This window comes from Massilia sp. Dwa41.01b (assembly GCF_014171775.1).
Taxonomy (GTDB): Bacteria; Pseudomonadota; Gammaproteobacteria; order Burkholderiales; family Burkholderiaceae_D; genus Telluria.
Window position 1 is genome coordinate 1,412,757 of sequence record NZ_CP050454.1, and the last position, 15,416, is coordinate 1,428,172.

15 protein-coding genes, 1 tRNA gene and 3 pseudogenes are annotated in these 15,416 nt (G+C 64.1%); 10 read left to right on the plus strand and 9 right to left on the minus strand.

Translation table 11 applies throughout. From position 1 onward, the window contains the following. Positions 1-36: 36 nt before the first annotated feature. The 5 genes and pseudogenes from G4G28_RS28870 to G4G28_RS06445 form a co-directional block, all read left to right on the plus strand. Positions 37-249, plus strand: a pseudogene (locus G4G28_RS28870) (tetratricopeptide repeat protein); the annotation flags it as partial. A gap of 21 nt (positions 250-270) precedes the next feature. Continuing rightward, positions 271-888 (plus strand): tetratricopeptide repeat protein, encoded by a 618-nt coding sequence (locus G4G28_RS06430; protein ID WP_183108150.1) that lies wholly within the window; start codon positions 271-273, stop codon positions 886-888. Then, positions 882-1,505, plus strand: coding sequence for a glycosyltransferase family 9 protein (locus tag G4G28_RS06435; protein ID WP_183108151.1), 624 nt, complete (start codon positions 882-884; stop codon positions 1,503-1,505). Before G4G28_RS06430 ends, G4G28_RS06435 begins: the two co-directional genes overlap by 7 nt. Positions 1,506-1,567: 62 nt before the next feature. Beyond that, positions 1,568-1,666 (plus strand): annotated as a pseudogene (locus G4G28_RS27420) (NAD-dependent epimerase/dehydratase family protein); the annotation flags it as partial. A gap of 52 nt (positions 1,667-1,718) precedes the next feature. Next, positions 1,719-2,456 (plus strand): NAD(P)-dependent oxidoreductase, encoded by a 738-nt coding sequence (locus G4G28_RS06445; protein ID WP_183108152.1) that lies wholly within the window; start codon positions 1,719-1,721, stop codon positions 2,454-2,456. Between the two features lie 50 nt (positions 2,457-2,506). Here the strand turns inward: G4G28_RS06445 and G4G28_RS06450 are convergent, their stop codons facing one another. From G4G28_RS06450 to G4G28_RS06460, 3 genes are all read right to left on the minus strand, one after another. Beyond that, positions 2,507-3,556: a methyltransferase domain-containing protein gene (locus G4G28_RS06450; protein WP_182991320.1), complete on the minus strand. Its 1,050-nt coding sequence runs from the start codon at positions 3,554-3,556 to the stop codon at positions 2,507-2,509. Positions 3,557-3,702: 146 nt separating this feature from the next. Beyond that, complete coding sequence (locus tag G4G28_RS06455) at positions 3,703-4,746, minus strand: glycosyltransferase family 4 protein (RefSeq protein WP_182991321.1); 1,044 nt, start codon at positions 4,744-4,746, stop codon at positions 3,703-3,705. A 94-nt stretch (positions 4,747-4,840) separates the two neighbouring features. After that, on the minus strand, positions 4,841-5,764 hold the full coding sequence (locus G4G28_RS06460; protein WP_182991322.1) for a hypothetical protein: 924 nt from the start codon (positions 5,762-5,764) through the stop codon (positions 4,841-4,843). Between the two features lie 340 nt (positions 5,765-6,104). Here G4G28_RS06460 and dusA point away from each other — a divergent pair, with 340 nt between their 5' ends. From dusA to G4G28_RS06485, 5 genes and pseudogenes are all read left to right on the plus strand, one after another. Next, complete coding sequence (gene dusA / locus G4G28_RS06465; RefSeq protein ID WP_229425490.1) at positions 6,105-7,055, plus strand: tRNA dihydrouridine(20/20a) synthase DusA; 951 nt, start codon at positions 6,105-6,107, stop codon at positions 7,053-7,055. 547 nt (positions 7,056-7,602) lie between these two features. Beyond that, positions 7,603-9,356, plus strand: a pseudogene (locus G4G28_RS06470) (methyl-accepting chemotaxis protein). A 77-nt stretch (positions 9,357-9,433) separates the two neighbouring features. Then, entirely contained in the window at positions 9,434-9,778 is a 345-nt protein-coding gene (locus G4G28_RS06475; protein WP_182991324.1) for an energy transducer TonB, read from the plus strand. A gap of 137 nt (positions 9,779-9,915) precedes the next feature. Beyond that, complete coding sequence (locus G4G28_RS06480) at positions 9,916-11,148, plus strand: MFS transporter (RefSeq protein WP_183108153.1); 1,233 nt, start codon at positions 9,916-9,918, stop codon at positions 11,146-11,148. A gap of 105 nt (positions 11,149-11,253) precedes the next feature. Next, positions 11,254-11,697, plus strand: coding sequence for a YXWGXW repeat-containing protein (locus G4G28_RS06485; protein ID WP_182991327.1), 444 nt, complete (start codon positions 11,254-11,256; stop codon positions 11,695-11,697). Positions 11,698-11,786: 89 nt separating this feature from the next. Here G4G28_RS06485 and G4G28_RS06490 read toward each other — a convergent pair whose 3' ends face one another. The 6 genes from G4G28_RS06490 to murI all read right to left on the minus strand — a co-directional run bounded on the left by G4G28_RS06490 (position 11,787) and on the right by murI (position 15,414). After that, on the minus strand, positions 11,787-12,473 hold the full coding sequence (locus G4G28_RS06490) for an RNA polymerase sigma factor (protein WP_183108154.1): 687 nt from the start codon (positions 12,471-12,473) through the stop codon (positions 11,787-11,789). Between the two features lie 10 nt (positions 12,474-12,483). Beyond that, positions 12,484-12,810, minus strand: coding sequence for a cupredoxin family copper-binding protein (locus G4G28_RS06495; RefSeq protein WP_182991328.1), 327 nt, complete (start codon positions 12,808-12,810; stop codon positions 12,484-12,486). Between the two features lie 6 nt (positions 12,811-12,816). Further along, positions 12,817-13,341 (minus strand): DUF4142 domain-containing protein, encoded by a 525-nt coding sequence (locus G4G28_RS06500; RefSeq protein ID WP_182991329.1) that lies wholly within the window; start codon positions 13,339-13,341, stop codon positions 12,817-12,819. A 126-nt stretch (positions 13,342-13,467) separates the two neighbouring features. Next, entirely contained in the window at positions 13,468-13,977 is a 510-nt protein-coding gene (locus G4G28_RS06505; protein ID WP_182991330.1) for a hypothetical protein, read from the minus strand. Between the two features lie 416 nt (positions 13,978-14,393). After that, positions 14,394-14,469 (minus strand) — tRNA-His (locus G4G28_RS06510). A 75-nt stretch (positions 14,470-14,544) separates the two neighbouring features. Further along, complete coding sequence (murI, locus tag G4G28_RS06515; RefSeq protein ID WP_182991331.1) at positions 14,545-15,414, minus strand: glutamate racemase; 870 nt, start codon at positions 15,412-15,414, stop codon at positions 14,545-14,547. Positions 15,415-15,416: the final 2 nt, after the last annotated feature.

Genomic DNA, 15,416 nt, shown 5'->3' on the forward strand with positions numbered 1-15,416 from the left:
GGATTCGGCCGACACCGGCATAACCGCGCGCGCGCGCTGTTCCAGCTCAAGCGCTTCCCGGAAGCCCTGCGCGACTGCGAACGTGCGCTGGCGCTGCAGCCCGACCATGACGAGGCACTGCGCCAGCGCAGCCGCCTGCTGCTCCAGCTCGACCATTTCGAGGCCGCCCTGGTCAGCATCGACAAGCTGCTCGAAACGAACCCCGAAGACGCCAAGGCGCTGCAGCTGCGCGCGCTGTCGCTGCGCGAAAGCGGCCAGTTCGAAGCGTCCTTGACCACGATCGACCGCGCGCTGGCGCTGGCACCGGACACCTATGACTTCCTGCTGACCCGCGGCCTGCTGTTGAAAGCCATGCTGCGCCTGGACGAAGCGCTTGTCTGTTTCGACAGGACCGTGGAAAAGCGCCCGGAAGAACCGGCCGGCCACTCGAACCGCGGCATGGTGCTGGCCGACCTCGGCCAGTTCGAGGCCGCCCGCGCCGCCTACGACCAGGCATTGACCCTGGCGCCGGATTTTGTGCAGGCGCGCTGGAACCGCGCGTTGATGCATCTTCTGCTGGGGAACTTTACGCAAGGCTGGCAGGACTACGAGTCGCGCTGGGACTTCGAAGCCCTCAACACCTTCCGCGAGAAGCGCGATTTCGACGTCCCTCTGTGGCGAGGGTGCGAATCGCTGGAGGGCAAGACCATCCTGCTGCACGCGGAGCAGGGCCTGGGCGACACGCTGCAGTTTTGCCGCTACGCGCCGCTGGTGGCGGCGCGCGGCGCGCGTGTGATCCTCGAGGTACAGCCGGCGCTGGCCGCTCTGGTGGCCAGCCTCCCCGGCGTGGCGCAGGTCGTGGCCAGGGCGATCCGCTGCCGCCATTCGACTTCCACTGTCCGTTGCTGAGCCTGCCGCTGGCCTGCGGCACCGATGAGGCCAGCATTCCCGCGCCCGGCGCCTATCTGCGGGCGGACGGCGCCAGGTGCGCCGAATGGGCGGTCCGCCTCGGCGAAAAGGGGCGCCCGCGCGTCGGCCTGGTCTGGAGCGGCAATCCCGGTCACCGCATGGACCGCTACCGCAGCATCGCCTGCAACATGCTCAAGCCGCTGCTGCTGGACGGCTTCGAGTTCGTCTCGCTGCAAAAGGAAGTGCGTCCGCTCGACAGGCTTGCGCTGCAAATGGACGGCGTGCGCCAGTTCGGCGAGTACCTGCGCGACTTCAGCGACACCGCCGCCCTGGTCGAGCAGATGGACGTGGTGGTGACGGTCGATACGAGCGTCGCCCACCTCGCCGGTGCGCTCGGCAAGCCGGTCTGGATCCTGCTGGCCGGCGGCACCCTGGTCGACTGGCGCTGGCAGATGGGGCGCGAGGACAGCCCCGGTACCCGGGCGCGCGTTTGTACCGCCAGGAGGTACCGGGCGAGTGGGCGCCGGTGCTGGCCCGGGTGGCGGCGGACCTCGCCGCACAGTTCGGGTAGGCGAGGAGAGCGCCCGGCGCCGCCTGGGCGTACAGCGATCGGGTAGAATCGGCGCCAATGACATGCCGTGGCGTTCCCGGCCTGTCCGCCCATCCTGAAAGCTGACGCATGACCCCTCTCCAGCCACGCCGCGCGCTTGTCACCGGCGCCAGCGGTTACCTCGGCGCGCACCTGGCGCGGCGCCTGCTGGCCGAAGGCTGGAACGTGCACGTGCTGGTGCGGGCGGAATCGTGCCTGGATGCGCTGAAGGGGGCAAGCGATGCCGTCACCGTGCACCGGCACGACGGGTCGACGGCGCAGCTGGTCGACATCCTGGCCCGCACGACCCGACACGGTGTTCCACCTCGCCGCCGCTTTCGTGGCCGAGCACGTCCCCGGCGACATCGACCGCCTGGTGCACGCCAACCTGCTGTTCGCCACCCAGCTGCTCGAAGCGATGCGCGTCAATGGCGTGCGCCTGCTGGTCAACACCGGCACCGCCTGGCAACACTACGGCAACCGCGACTACGATCCGGTCAACCTGTACGCCGCCACCAAGCAGGCCTTCGAAGCCATCCTTGCCTACTACGTCAACGCCCACGGCTTCATCGCCGCGACGCTGGCGCTGTTCGATACCTACGGCCCCGGCGACGAGCGGCCCAAGCTGATGCGGGCCCTGTGGCGCGCCGCACGCGAGGGCAGGCCGCTGGCGATGTCGAGCGGCAGGCAGCTGCTCGACCTGGTGTACGTGGATGATGTCGTCGATGCCTACCTGGCGGCCGAATCCGCCTTGCGCGAGGGCGGGGCGGGGCACCGGCACTACGGCGTGTCGTCGGGTGCGCCGCTCCCCTTGCGCGACGTCGTCGCGGCCTTCGAACAAGCCGCCGGCGTGTCGCTCGACGCGCTGGGGCGCACGCGCCGACCGCGAGCGCGAGGTGCTGGTTCCGTGGACGGGATTCGAGGCGCCGCCGGGATGGCGCGCGCAAGTCGGATTAGTGGAGGGAATAAGGCGCAGTAGCCCAGGCGCCATCGGCCACGGCGCTTGAGCGCCGGAGCCGGGCATTCGGGTCATCGCTGGCCCGAGCGGGCCCGCGTCACCTGATCGATGTAGAAGTCGACGATATCCTTGGTCAATTCGACATCGCGCACCGCCGCCTGGTAGAACAGTTCCCTGGCATCGCCGTCCAGCTGGCGGAAGGCGGCCAGGCGGCCGAGCTGGAAGAGGATCGCAGGAATCGGGGTGGCGGCGGTTTTCTTCTCCAGTGCGCCGGTGAGCACCTGGAACGCCTCGTCGTACTCGCCTTTATCGATATGGCGCGTGCCCAGTTCCAGCGGGCTGGCGGCCGGGGCGGCGGCCGCATCCCCATGCGTCAGACCGCTCAGATGCCTGGGGTGTGCCGCTTCACGTTGCTCGGGCGATGCGCCCAGCCATTGTTCGCAAAAGACGCCCAGGTCACGCGCTTCGGACGGCGTCAGCGACTGCCCGGGGATGACGGCCAGCGAGGTCTTGTACATGCGGTCCCTGTCGTTGTTCAGGGTGAGTCCGGCATAGGCGGGACGCAAACCCGCGTTGCTGAGCAGTGCGATCAGTTCAGCGAGATTCCATTCGCGGATATGGGTGGGATTGGCGGGCGGGCCCATGTCCTGGTAGCCCCGTTCCAGGTCGCGTTCCGGTGTCGAGATCAAGGCCACCTTCGCATGGACGAGGTAAGAGCTGATCAGTTGCATCAGCCCGGTCGGATTGACCAGGTGTTCGATGACGTCGGAATTGATGACCACCGCCTGGCGCAGGATTTCGGGCGGAATATCCACGCCCCCGCCATTTTCCAGGTCGACCTCGAACCAATGCCCGAACGGATAGTGATCGCGGCAATATTCAAAATTGCTGCCGAAATCCAGTCCGACGATCTCGAATTCGGGATGGAGCGCGACCAGCTTGCGTCCCCGGCCGCAACCGATATCGATGATGTAGCGGCACTCGTACTGGTAAGCCAGGACGGCTGCCAGCGGATAGACGTCCGGTTGCCAGATGGTGCCGTCGTCATGGATATCCGCGTAGTAGGCAGGCTCGGTACGGGCCTGGTAGCCGGGTTTGACGAAGAAATTCGCTGCAGTCATGATAATTCCTAACGAAATACTTGAAACGACAAGGGATTCAGGCCCTGGTACCTTGCACTACGCGATCCGATATTGCCGGGACACGCTTGCCGGCCGCTTGCACGCTTCCCGGCCTGGACAGGGGAAGAGGCCGCCGCGCGGGTGATTCAATACCCCAGCTTACGGATCTCGTCACGCGTGGCCACTTCCTGGATAATGCTGTCGAAACCGCTGCGCCAGTCTTTCGCCAGCATCCTGAGAAGCAGGCTTTTTCCTGCCCGGGTCAGGCTGGTGCGTATCGAACGATTTGTCAGGACGATCCGGATATTCTCGGCGAGCATATCCACATTGCCCACTGGATGTGTCAGCGCATTGACGCCATGTTTCAGGCCGATACTGCGATACGTGTCCAGGTCGGAAATACAGACCGGAATCTCCAGTTCGAACGACTCCCAGATCGTCAACGGCTGCGATTCGCTCGAACTCGGCAAGACGAAACAGTCGGCCGAAGCGAGGTAGCTCAAGGTGGCTTCGTTGGGTTGCTCGCCCAGGAAGCGGTAACGCTCGGGGTTGGCATTGACGATCTGCGCTTCCCGGTCGGCCAGCTGGAGATATTTACCGATGAAGACGAATTCGACATCGCGCTTCAAATCGTCGCCCAGCAGTTCGATGGCATTGATCGTGTCCTGCACGCGCTTGCGCGGTTCGATGGTACCGATCGAGACGATGCGCAGCTTTTCCTTGGATGCCGGTTCGATGTCTTGCGAATAGACCCCATTGTTCCAGAAAGGCAGGACATGGAACTGGGCAGGTGAATCGGATGTAAAACTGGTGTACACCGTCTTCTGGTAATTCGTCTGGAATACCACCGCGGCAGCGTGCCGGAAACCTTCCGCCAGTTGCGGCATCCTCAGGATCAGGCGGGGGCCAATGTCGGACTCGTGCATCCACCAGATGCAGGGGCAGCTTGCGCCGAATTTCGCGATGAAATCGCCGCCCATGATGGTGTTGGCGATGATGAGGTCGACGCCAGCCACGGTGGAGACGATCGGGATATCGAGCGCCTGGAGCTTGGTCTTGATATCGCCTTCGCCGTTAACACGCGGCATCACAACGACTTCATGTTCTTGACGGAGATGTTCGGCCAGACGCAATAGCGCAATGCTGGCACCGGTGGTGTAGAACTCGTCGTTAAATAAAAGTATTTTCATTAATCAAAGGTGTGATGGTGTTCGGCGTTGGCACAGCACAGGTGTCGACCGTCGACACCTGTGCTGCATTCTCATACTGCTATCCGGTACGGCTTCAGGTGCCGCCGAAACGATGCCGGTGGTCCAGGCTCAGGCCAAACTCGCTGTCCGATTGCAGCTCTACCAGCGGTATGTCTTCGAGCGCCATCAGGTCGCCGACGAATTTGTCCTCATAATATTCGCCTTCCAGCAGCCCGGGGAAGCGCATGGTGGCCAGGACGAACTTTTCCAATGGACCGCTGCCCAGGTAGTAGGCGCCGCCACGCGCCCATGGACGGTAGAAAGGCTTGCCGTAGGCGCGCCGGTTCAGCGCCGGGTCTTCACACTTGTTCCAGTGCCAGCAGCGGTCATGCGTCAAGCTGGTAATGGGGATCCCGGCATAGGCGTCGCGCTCCTTGAGCAGGAAGGTCGACGCCTTGAGCTGCTGCGGATCGACCAGGCTCTGGTCGTCGTCCACCTTCAGGATGCCGACCTGGGAACCGACGTTTTCATATACCCAGTGCAAAGCGGCCGTTACCTTGCGCGGCAAGCCTTCGTAATTGTCGGGGGCATTTACCTGGACTGCGCGCGGATGATCGATCGGAGACGTATCCGCGCCGGTCACGATCAGGTAAGGGAATTGGGCGTCTTCGAATTGTTCGGCCAGGCGCAGCGCCGTTTCCTGGTAGCGGCTGCAACTGATGATCAGCGCAAGCGAGGCTTTCGCCGGGGTTTTCACAATGGCTTCCCGGTAAACCCGCAGCAGGTCGTCCCGGTAGGGAGCAAGTGCGATCGCCGCCTTCAGGTAGACGAGTGCCGCGGCATCCTCACCCCGTATTCGCTCGATCTGGAAACGCTTGAAGTCCAGTATCCATTTGAAATCGGAGGGGATGTACGGATTTTCCTGTTCGATGCGCGCACAGATGTCCATCATGGCGGTCGCATTGTCAGGGGTGACCGCAATCTCGTGCAGCTCCACGATTTGATTGCTAAAGTTCATATGGATGTCGATGAGGTGAGAAAGATGGGGACCGCTGGCAGCGGGGCTGCCTGGCGCTTTTCGCCGCTGGAAAGCGGCTTGGCGAGCGCGGCCGGGAAGCCTGCGTATTTGTGCCAGACAATATCACGAACGCGCAAATGCAAACAAGCTGCCGCAATCGTGTCGGCAGGGGCATCCCGGCGGCCGTCAGGGCAGGATTCGGATTGCACAATCGAGCGCGTGCTTTGCAAGCACCGACCTGGTCCCGGCGGCTTTGCGCTAGAATCGACCCTTTGCCCGCATAGATCTACGTATGGAAGTCCCAAACAAGCTACCCGCTCGCCGCCTTTCGGTCGCCCCGATGATGGACTGGACCGACCGCCATTGCCGCGTCTTCCACCGCCAGATCACCCGCCATACCTGGCTCTACACCGAGATGGTGACGACCGGCGCCCTGGTCTACGGCGACGTCGCGCGCCACCTGCGCTATGACGACATCGAGCACCCGATCGCCCTGCAGCTGGGCGGCAGCGAGCCGGCGGACCTGGCGAAGAGCGCGAAGCTGGGGCAGGAGTGGGGCTATGACGAGATCAACCTGAACTGCGGCTGCCCGTCCGAGCGCGTGCAGCGCGGGGCTTTTGGCGCCTGCCTGATGAACGAGCCGCAACTGGTGGCCGACTGCGTCAAGGCCATGCGCGACGCGGTGACGATCGACGTCACCGTCAAGCACCGCATCGGCATCGATCACAACGAGAGCTACGATTTCGTGCGCGATTTCGTCGGCACCGTGCGCGATGCCGGCTGCAATACCTTCATCGTCCACGCCCGCAACGCCGTCCTGAAAGGACTGTCGCCAAAGGAGAACCGCGAGATCCCGCCGCTGCGCTACGAAGTGGCCTACCAGCTCAAGCGCGACTTCCCGGAGCTGGAAATCATCATCAACGGCGGCGTCAGGAACGACGACGAGATCGCGCAGCACCTGCAGCATCTCGACGGCGTCATGCTCGGGCGCGAGGCCTACCATAACCCCTGGGTAATGGCAGGCTGGGACGCGCGTTTCTATGGCGACGATGCGCCGCACAAGACCCGCGCCGAGGTGCTGGCGGCAATGGTGCCCTACATCGCGGCCCAGTTGCAGGAATACGGTGGGCATGGCTTGAAGCTCAACAGCATCACGCGCCACATGCTCGGGCTTACCGCCGGCCTGGCCGGCGCGCGCGCCTTCCGCCAAATGCTCTCCGATCCGAAAAAACTGGCGAGCGGCGACCCGCGTCTGCTGCTCGAAGCGGCAGCCCACATCCGCGACCTGTAGTGGCGCATGGCGGCGCCGGCCTCTCCGCCGGTGCATCGCTTCACGCCCGCACAGGCAGGCCGTGCCAGTCAGGTACCGGAAGCCATTCCGCGGCGGCCGGCGCTACGCGCATTTTACAAATTCACAACCCGTAATTACAGGCATCGGAACGCCGGCGCACCCGGCGTTTGGATGGCGCCTGCCTGCGCACCATATCGGTGCAACTTGTAGTCACACCGGTATGTTGTCAGGGGAAAGCTTCGTTTCATGTAGGAAATTTACTACACGAGCTCGCCTATTTGTCCAGACAACTCACGACTGAGCTTGCCCTGAGGCAAGTCCCCCTCCATAATTTCGCTCACAGTATTGAGATTTGCCAACCAAGCGTGCTCCCGCACGCGGCATTTCTTGCGGATGCACAATTTTCTGCTTTCGCAGTGGCGTTTTGATTTATCCTAACTAAAATTTCCCAACGGGAAGTTCTGCTGCTGTGGTGCAGGCTGTATGCACCAGTAACACCCGGGCAAATCTGATCAACGGACAGGAAGGCGAAATGAATTTATCGAAGATGAAAGTCGGCATGCGCTTGGGTCTGGGCTTTGCCCTGGTCCTCGTGTTGCTCGTGGTGGTGACGGTGGTCGGCATCGTGCGCATGGCGCAAATCCAGGACCGTCTCGACCACGTCGTGAGCGTGAACAATGTCTCGAGCCGCATGGTCATCGAGATGCGCAACAACGTGCAGGATCGCCTGGCTGCGCTGCGCGTGCTGACTTTGATGTCCGATGCCGGCGACATGGAGCCTGAGCTCAAGCGCTTCAAGGACCTGACCGCCAAGTACGACGAAGCCCAGCGCAAGGTCAGCCAGATCTTCTCTGCCGACGGTTCCGAGGCCGAAAAGGCGCTGCTGAACGACGTCAAGGGCTTCGAAGCCGCCGCGATGCCGGCCATTGCCAAGGCATCCGATCTCTACCTGGCCAACAACGCCATGGACGCCACCCGCGTCATGGTCAAGGAAGTGCGCCCGGTGCAGAAGAAGTGGACCGAAGCGCTGGACAAGCTGGTCGCGCTGGAAGACAAACAGAGCGCCGAGAGCCAGGCCGACGCCCAGAGCGCTTTCGTGAGCGCCCGTAACTTCATGCTGGTGATGCTGGTCATCGCCGTCGGCATGGGTATCGCCGCCGCCTGGATCATCACGCGCGGCCTGATCAAGCAGCTCGGCGGCGAGCCGGACTACACCACGAAGATCGCCGGCAGCATCGCCCACGGCGACCTGGCCATCGCGATCGACACCAGCACCGCCGACAAGGGCAGCCTGCTGGCCGAGATGAACGAAATGCGCAATAGCCTGGTCGGCATCGTCGGCCAGGTGCGCCGCGGCACCGAAACCATCGGCACCGCCTCGCGTGAAATCGCCGCCGGCAACATCGACCTGTCCTCGCGTACCGAACTGCAGGCCAGCTCGCTGGAAAAGACGGCCTCGGCCATGGAAACCCTGACCACCACCGTCAAGCAGAACGCGGAACATGCCCGTGAAGCGAACCACCTCGCGGCCAGCGCTTCGGATGTGGCCCGCAAGGGCGGCGACGTGGTGTCGCAAGTGGTCGGCACGATGGGCGAGATCAACAGCTCGGCCAGCAAGATCGCCGACATCATCGGCGTCATCGACGGCATCGCCTTCCAGACCAATATCCTGGCACTGAACGCGGCGGTCGAGGCAGCCCGTGCCGGCGAGCAGGGCCGCGGTTTCGCGGTCGTCGCTTCCGAAGTGCGCAACCTGGCCCAGCGTTCGGCAGCGGCCGCCAAGGAAATCAAGACCCTGATCGGCGATTCCGTCGAGAAGGTCGAGCGCGGCAGCAAGCTGGTCGGCCAGGCCGGCGTGACGATGGACGAAGTGGTGGCGAGCGTCAAGCGCGTGACCGACATCATGGGCGAGATCGCCAACGCCAGCGCCGAGCAGAGCGCCGGCATCGAGCAGGTCAACATGTCGATCATCGAGATGGACAGCATGACCCAGCAGAATGCCGCACTGGTCGAAGAAGCCGCCGCCGCCGCCCAGAGCCTGCAGGACCAGGCCGGCGAACTGGCGCGCGTCGTCAGCATCTTCAAGCTGGTCGAAGGCGAGCAGCAGCAGGCCGCCGTCGAGCCGGTCCTGGCCGCGCCAGCTGCCACCGTACCCGCTGTGCGCGCACCGCAGCCACGTGCCCAGGCTGCCCGCCCGGCGCTGAAGAAGCCGGCCGCGCAGGCGGCAAGGCGGCGCCGCGTCCCGGCAAGCCGAAGAAGCCGACCGTTGCCGCCGGCAACGACGAATGGGAAGAATTTTAATTACGGCATTGCCGGACTCACTGAAAGCCCGCAAGCAGTCAGCGGCAGATTGAATCACCTTTTTGGGGAATAACATCATGAAAAAGCCTTACCTGAGCGCCATCGCTACCCTCGCTTTCACCGCCATCGCCGGTTCCGCATTCGCCGGCGAAGTGCCTGCCTCCTTCGACCCGGCCAAGTGCAAGGTCGAGTACCCGAAAGCCTCGCTGATGAACGAAGAGCAGGGCACGACCTCGATGTCTTTCCTGGTCAATCCGGACGGCAGCGTTGCCGATTCGAAGCTGGAAAAATCGAGCGGTTTCAAAGGCCTCGACAAGGCAGCCCAGAAAGGCCTGACCGCATGCAAGTTCAAGCCGGGCACGAAAGACGGTTCGCCAGCCCAGACCTGGGCCAAGGTCGACTACGCCTGGAAGCTCGACTGATCTTCCTGCCGCGTTCGTTGTTCTGAACGTGAAACAGCACAGCCGGCCTCGCGCCGGCTGTGCTGTTTTCGGCGCCGGCCTTCGCACGTGGCTGGCGATCTTGTAGGACAATTCATGTTTTACAAGAAAACATTTGCATGAGCGCCCCCGGAAACACACGCTCCCGTCGCATCGTCGGCATCCTGGCCGTGACCCAGATCCTCGCCTGGGGCAGCCTGTACTACGCTTTCTCGGTGCTCTCGCCCCACATGGGACGCGCGCTCGGCATCGATGCCCAGGGCGCCATGGCCCCGTTCTCGTGGGCCTTGCTGCTCGGTGGCCTGGTGGCGGCCCCGGCCGGGCGCCTGTTCGACCGTATCGGCGGGCGGCGCCTGATGGCCTGCGGCTCGCTGCTGGCTGCCTGCGGGCTGCTGATGCTGGCACGGGTCGACTCGATCGGAATGTACTGGCTGGCCTGGAGCGTGCTCGGCATTGCCATGGCGCTGACGATGTACGAAGCCGCCTTTGCCACCATCAACCGCGCACTGGCCGAGTCCCCGCGCCGCGCGATCACGACGCTGACCCTGTTCGGCGGCTTCGCCAGTACCATCTTCTGGCCGCTCACTTTGGCGCTCGATGCCCGTCTCGGCTGGCGTAGCACCTGGCTGGTGTATGCGGCCCTGCAATTATTCGTGTGCGCACCCCTGCATGCGCTGCTACCCTCGCACACGGCGGCATCCGCGGGACCCGTGGCCGCGTCCACGGGCATGGCGCTGTCCGAAGTGCTGCGCGGGAGCGTGTTCTGGAAGCTGGCCGCAGCCTTCGCCGCGCAAAGCCTGGTGTCCTCGGCCCTGACCGTCGGGCTGATCCGCCTGATGCACGATGCCGGCCACCCCTTGTCGACGGTCGTGATGCTGGCCGCGCTGTTCGGGCCGATGCAGGTTGCAGGGCGCATCGCCGAGATGGCGATCGGGCGCCGGGTGCGTTCGCAGACGATCGGCAGCGTCACTTTCGCCGCACTGCCGCTGGCGCTCGGCCTGCTGTTCGTCTTCATCGACCAGTTGGCGGCCGTCGCCGCCTTCTGCATCGTGTTTGGCCTGAGCAATGGCGTGCTGACCATCCTGCGTGGCACGCTGCCCCAAGAATTGTTCGGCCGTGCGCACTACGGCGCCATCGCCGGCGCCCTGGTCTCGCCCGCGCTGGTCGCGCGCGCCGCCGGGCCGCTGGCGGTGGCGGCATTGATGGCCGAGACCGGTTCGCCACGGGCCGTGCTGGCGCTGCTGGCGGCAGTCGCCGCGCTCTCCTTCGCCTGTTACCTGATGGCGATCTGGCGTGCCCGCGCGGGCGCGCCGGCCGCTGAAGGTACGGCCGATGTGTTACGGAAATCTTAACCCGCCATCGCAAAATGTATCGAATGTAAGAACTTGCATCAGTTCTACTGCACGTAGGAAGCGTTGGCTATAGTGATCTCACACCGAACCACAAGGAGCACTACCATGAAACGAATCCTACTCACTGTCGCCGCTGCCCTGATCAGCACCGCCGCCTTCACGCCGGCACAAGCGCAAACCAGGACGGAAGTCATTGTCGTGCACAAGGCGCCACCGGCGCTGCGCCACGAAGCGACCCCGGCAGCACGGCGCGGCTTCGAATGGGTGCCGGGTTACTGGGACTGGAACGGCCGCCGTTACACCTGGGTTGCCGGCCACTACGAAAAAGTCCGTCCAGGCTATGTGTACACCCGCCCGGAATGGCGCCGTGACCGCAACGGCTGGGTCCTGGCACGCGGCGGCTGGCAGCATGGCGACCGCACCGACCGCATGGCGCACGGCGGCGACCGTGACCGCGACGGCGTCCCGAACCGCTTCGACCGCGACCGCGACAACGACGGCGTGCCGAACCGGGCGGATAACCGTCCGAACAACCCGAATCGTTACTGATCGGGCGGGGCCGGTCTTGACCGGCGCATGAAGGAAAAGGGCCACCTGCGGGGGCCCTTGTTTTGGGCGCTGCGTTCGCGCGCGGGGTTTCAGAGCCGTGCCAGCACCCCGGTCACGATGCGGTCACAGCGCGCGCCGTCGAAGGAGAAGGCCGAGATGGTCGCCGTGTCGAGGTCGCGTGCCAGCGCTTCGCGCAGCAGGCCGCGGGCGCGGAAGAACTGGCTGCGCACCGTGGCTTCCGGAATGCCCAGGGCGTCCGCCGTTTCCTGGACCGACAGGTCCTCCACGGCGCGCAGCATGAACACGGTACGCAGCTTGTCGGGCAGGGCGTCGATGCGTGCCTCGATCAGCCTGCGCGCCTGCCCACGTAGCGCGGCTTCGTCGGGACCCTCGGATGGGGCGGGCAGGGCGTCGGCCGCAGCGTCATCGCCGACCACGTCGCTGTCCCCGTTCTGGACGAGTTCGACGATGCCGGCCCGGCGCCGCCCCTTGCGCAGCCTGGCACTCGCTTCATTGACGACGATGCGCGTCAGCCAGGTCGACAGGCTGGCCTCGCCGCGGAAACTGGCCGCCTTGCGATAGGCGAGCAGGTAGGCTTCCTGCACGATATCCTCGGCTTCCGCGTCATCCCTGACGATGCTGCGCGCGGTCCGGTACAGGGCCTGGTTGTGCTTGCGCATGATCACTTCGAATGCCGCCTGGTCGCCGTTCGCCACCAGGGCCATGAGCTCGGTGCCGCTCGCATCCGTCAGCGCGATCTTGCTGCGCAATCCCATCGCTTCCTCCTCATTTGACCACCAGCGTGCCCGTCATCGTACGATGCAGCGTGCACAGGTAAGGATAACGCCCCCGGGCCCTTGCCACGAACTTCCAGCTCGCGCCCGCGGCGATGGCAGGCGAAGCCGGGCCGCCGCCGGGCGCGGTGGCGGTATGCGGAAACGGATCCTTGTTGCGCCAGACCACCGTGTCGCCACGCTTCACTTCCAGTGTCTGCGGAATGAAGCGCATCCCATCGATGAGGACGGTATGGATGCCCGGCGCAGCCTGCGCTGCTCCGCCCAGCAGGAGCAGCGCGAGCGTGCCCGCGACACGGATGTTCGGCCACGAAAACATGATGGCTCACTTGAGGCTGGCATCGAGATGCCTGGCATGCTCGAGGTGGGCGACGAAGGCCGGACGCACCTTCACCAGCGTGTCCTTCAGCTCCGCATTCTTCGCGTTCGGAATCAGGGTCTTGTCGAGCGCATCGATCACGGCCTGGTGGTAGGCGACTTCATGGGCCACGTAGGCCTGGTCGAAGGCCTTGCCCTTGAGTCCTTTCAGTGTCGCGAGATTATCGCTCCCGCCCGCCTTCAGGCTCTTGCTCAGTTCGCTGTCGCGGGGCGTCACGTTCAACTTCGTCACGAGTGCCACGGCCTGCTTGTTCACGCCCGCGTGGTCTGTCACCATCTGCTGGGCAAAAGCCTTGACCTCGGCATTCTCCGTCATGCGTTCGGCCAGCTTGCCGGCATCGATGTCGACGCTGTTGGCCGCCACCACGATGCCGGCAATCTGGGCGTCGTCCGGGGCGGACTGGGCGAGGGCGGGGCCTGCCAGCGAGAGTGCGGCGGCGATAGCGGTCCATGTGTGCAGTTGGATCTTCACGAGTGCTCCTTGTTCTGGTTGGGGTGGGTTCCTACCGAGATTGGATGTCACGTCGTGCGCGGGCGTTGCAAAAATCTTGGCGATGGTCGTTGGACGGGCCTGGAGACGCAGGCGTGGCGCGGCAAGTTATCGACGTGCGCTGCACGGCTTTTCGATCACGGAATAGAAGTACTTCAACACCGCATCGCGCGTGGCGTCGTCGCTACGCTTGAACGCGCCGAGCGCGTCGTCCCAGCGGTGCACGGACTGGTACTGGTAGCAGTCATTGCCCGTGTTGCGTTTCCCTTCATCGCTCCTGCCTGCATACAGCCCCAGCACGAACGGCGGACCGGGCTGCTTCGGGAATACCAGCCGGATATCGGTCAGGTCGACGCGGAAGCTCGGCCAGGTTGCGTTGTCGTCGAGCTGTTCCCTGAGCTGGGACGGGTTCTTGCCGTTGAAAACAGGTTTCCAGCCGCCCGCGTGGCCCAGCACCATGAGCTGGTTCAGGTCGTACATGCCCATGTTCGAGTTCAGCGGATACGGCACACCCAGTGCGAAGTCGCACCAGCCGTCGCCGTTGAAATCGGCCTTGATCTCTGCTGGTGCATCGTTCGCAAAATCCACGTCGAGCTTGGGTAACTTTGCCTTTGGCATCTTGCATCGTGGCGCGTCGGGCCGCAGCTTGATAGCGGCGGGCACGGCGGATGCGTCGGCACGAGCCGATGACAACGGCGACATCACGAGCGAAACGGTAATAACCAGTGCTGGTATATGCTTCATTTGCTTACCTCAAGTCCAAGCAGACTCGACTTTCAGCGGCAGAAGCGCCTGGACTGAAGGCCGAGCTACTATAACCCAGAATATTTGCTTTTGAGCTACTCTTCCGTACGAAAAGTAGTGGTATTTATGCAAAAAAAGGTCGATCAAGAGGTGCGTATCCTGGCTCGGCGCGGCTGGCGGCAGAGCGCTGGACAAAGGCAAGGTCGTTCCTGTCCATCGTTTCATGGCAAGGGCAGTCGTGAACGAAAAAGGCCTCGATTCCATTCGAAATCGAGGCCTTTCGGTATTCTTGGGGTGGCTGATGGGACTCGAACCCACGACAACAGGAATCACAATCCTGGACTCTACCAACTGAGCTACAGCCACCATTGTCTTGCTTTTCTGTCTCAGCACTGCCGAGACAGAACGAGATTATACAAACTCCTAAGCAAACTGGCAAATCTAATTGTTCTGCCGGGTCAACATCCTGCCATCCGGTCCGGATTCGACCTCGTGGACCGGCGGATCGAGCCCCAGCAGGCTGGCAAACGCCGCTGACAGGGCAGTAGCGCTGGCGCTGGTGTAGCCGTCCAGGCGGGCGGGGAGGACGGCCTCAGGCCTGAGGCTGGCATTGGCCGCCAGCAGGCGCGTCAATTGGCGGGCGACGGCGTCGCCGGTATCGATCAGCGTGACGGGCCTGTCCGTCGCGGCGGCGATCACGCGCTCGATCGAGGCCTGTACCAGCGGATAGTGGGTGCAGCCCAGCACCAGGGTGTCGGCGCCCTCGGCCAGCAGCGGCTCGACGTACTTGCGCAACAGTAGCGTGGTCGCTTCCGATTCCAGTTCGCCCAGCTCGATCTGGTCAACCAGGCCGTGGCAGGGCTGCAGCAGGAAGCGCGCACCCGTCGCTTCGCTGATCTGGTCGCGCAGCAGCAGGAACTTCTTGCCGGACAGTGTCACCTCGGTGGCGAGTACGCCGACCGTGCGGCTGCGCGATGCGGCGGCCGCCGGCTTCAGGCCGGGCTCGACGCCGACGATGGGCATGTCGGGATAGCGCTCGCGCAGCAGGGCGATCGCGGCGATCGTGGCCGTATTGCAGGCGACGACGATGGCTTTGGCACCGCGCTCGACGAGGAAGCCGCCGATCGCGAGCACCCGCTCGGCCAGCACCGGTTCGGTCTTGGCGCCGTAGGGTGCGAAGGCCGAGTCGGCGAAATACATCAGGTGTTCGTGCGGCAGCTGCGCGCGGATGTGGCGCAGGACCGACAGGCCGCCGACGCCGGAATCGAAGATGCCGATGGGGGCGTCGGGGGAAGTAGTTGGCGTGGTCATGG

What these genes read in the sequence shown, in the direction of transcription:
- G4G28_RS06445 (WP_183108152.1), top strand. Translation starts at nt 1,719, where the DNA reads ATGCCGTCACCGTGCACCGGCACGACGGGTCGACGGCGCAGCTGGTCG.
- G4G28_RS06450 (WP_182991320.1), bottom strand. Translation starts at nt 3,556, where the DNA reads ATGACTGCAGCGAATTTCTTCGTCAAACCCGGCTACCAGGCCCGTACC.
- G4G28_RS06455 (WP_182991321.1), bottom strand. Translation starts at nt 4,746, where the DNA reads ATGAAAATACTTTTATTTAACGACGAGTTCTACACCACCGGTGCCAGC.
- G4G28_RS06460 (WP_182991322.1), bottom strand. Translation starts at nt 5,764, where the DNA reads ATGAACTTTAGCAATCAAATCGTGGAGCTGCACGAGATTGCGGTCACC.
- dusA (WP_229425490.1), top strand. Translation starts at nt 6,105, where the DNA reads ATGATGGACTGGACCGACCGCCATTGCCGCGTCTTCCACCGCCAGATC.
- G4G28_RS06475 (WP_182991324.1), top strand. Translation starts at nt 9,434, where the DNA reads ATGAAAAAGCCTTACCTGAGCGCCATCGCTACCCTCGCTTTCACCGCC.
- G4G28_RS06480 (WP_183108153.1), top strand. Translation starts at nt 9,916, where the DNA reads ATGAGCGCCCCCGGAAACACACGCTCCCGTCGCATCGTCGGCATCCTG.
- G4G28_RS06485 (WP_182991327.1), top strand. Translation starts at nt 11,254, where the DNA reads ATGAAACGAATCCTACTCACTGTCGCCGCTGCCCTGATCAGCACCGCC.
- G4G28_RS06490 (WP_183108154.1), bottom strand. Translation starts at nt 12,473, where the DNA reads ATGGGATTGCGCAGCAAGATCGCGCTGACGGATGCGAGCGGCACCGAG.
- G4G28_RS06495 (WP_182991328.1), bottom strand. Translation starts at nt 12,810, where the DNA reads ATGTTTTCGTGGCCGAACATCCGTGTCGCGGGCACGCTCGCGCTGCTC.
- G4G28_RS06505 (WP_182991330.1), bottom strand. Translation starts at nt 13,977, where the DNA reads ATGCCAAAGGCAAAGTTACCCAAGCTCGACGTGGATTTTGCGAACGAT.
- murI (WP_182991331.1), bottom strand. Translation starts at nt 15,414, where the DNA reads ATGACCACGCCAACTACTTCCCCCGACGCCCCCATCGGCATCTTCGAT.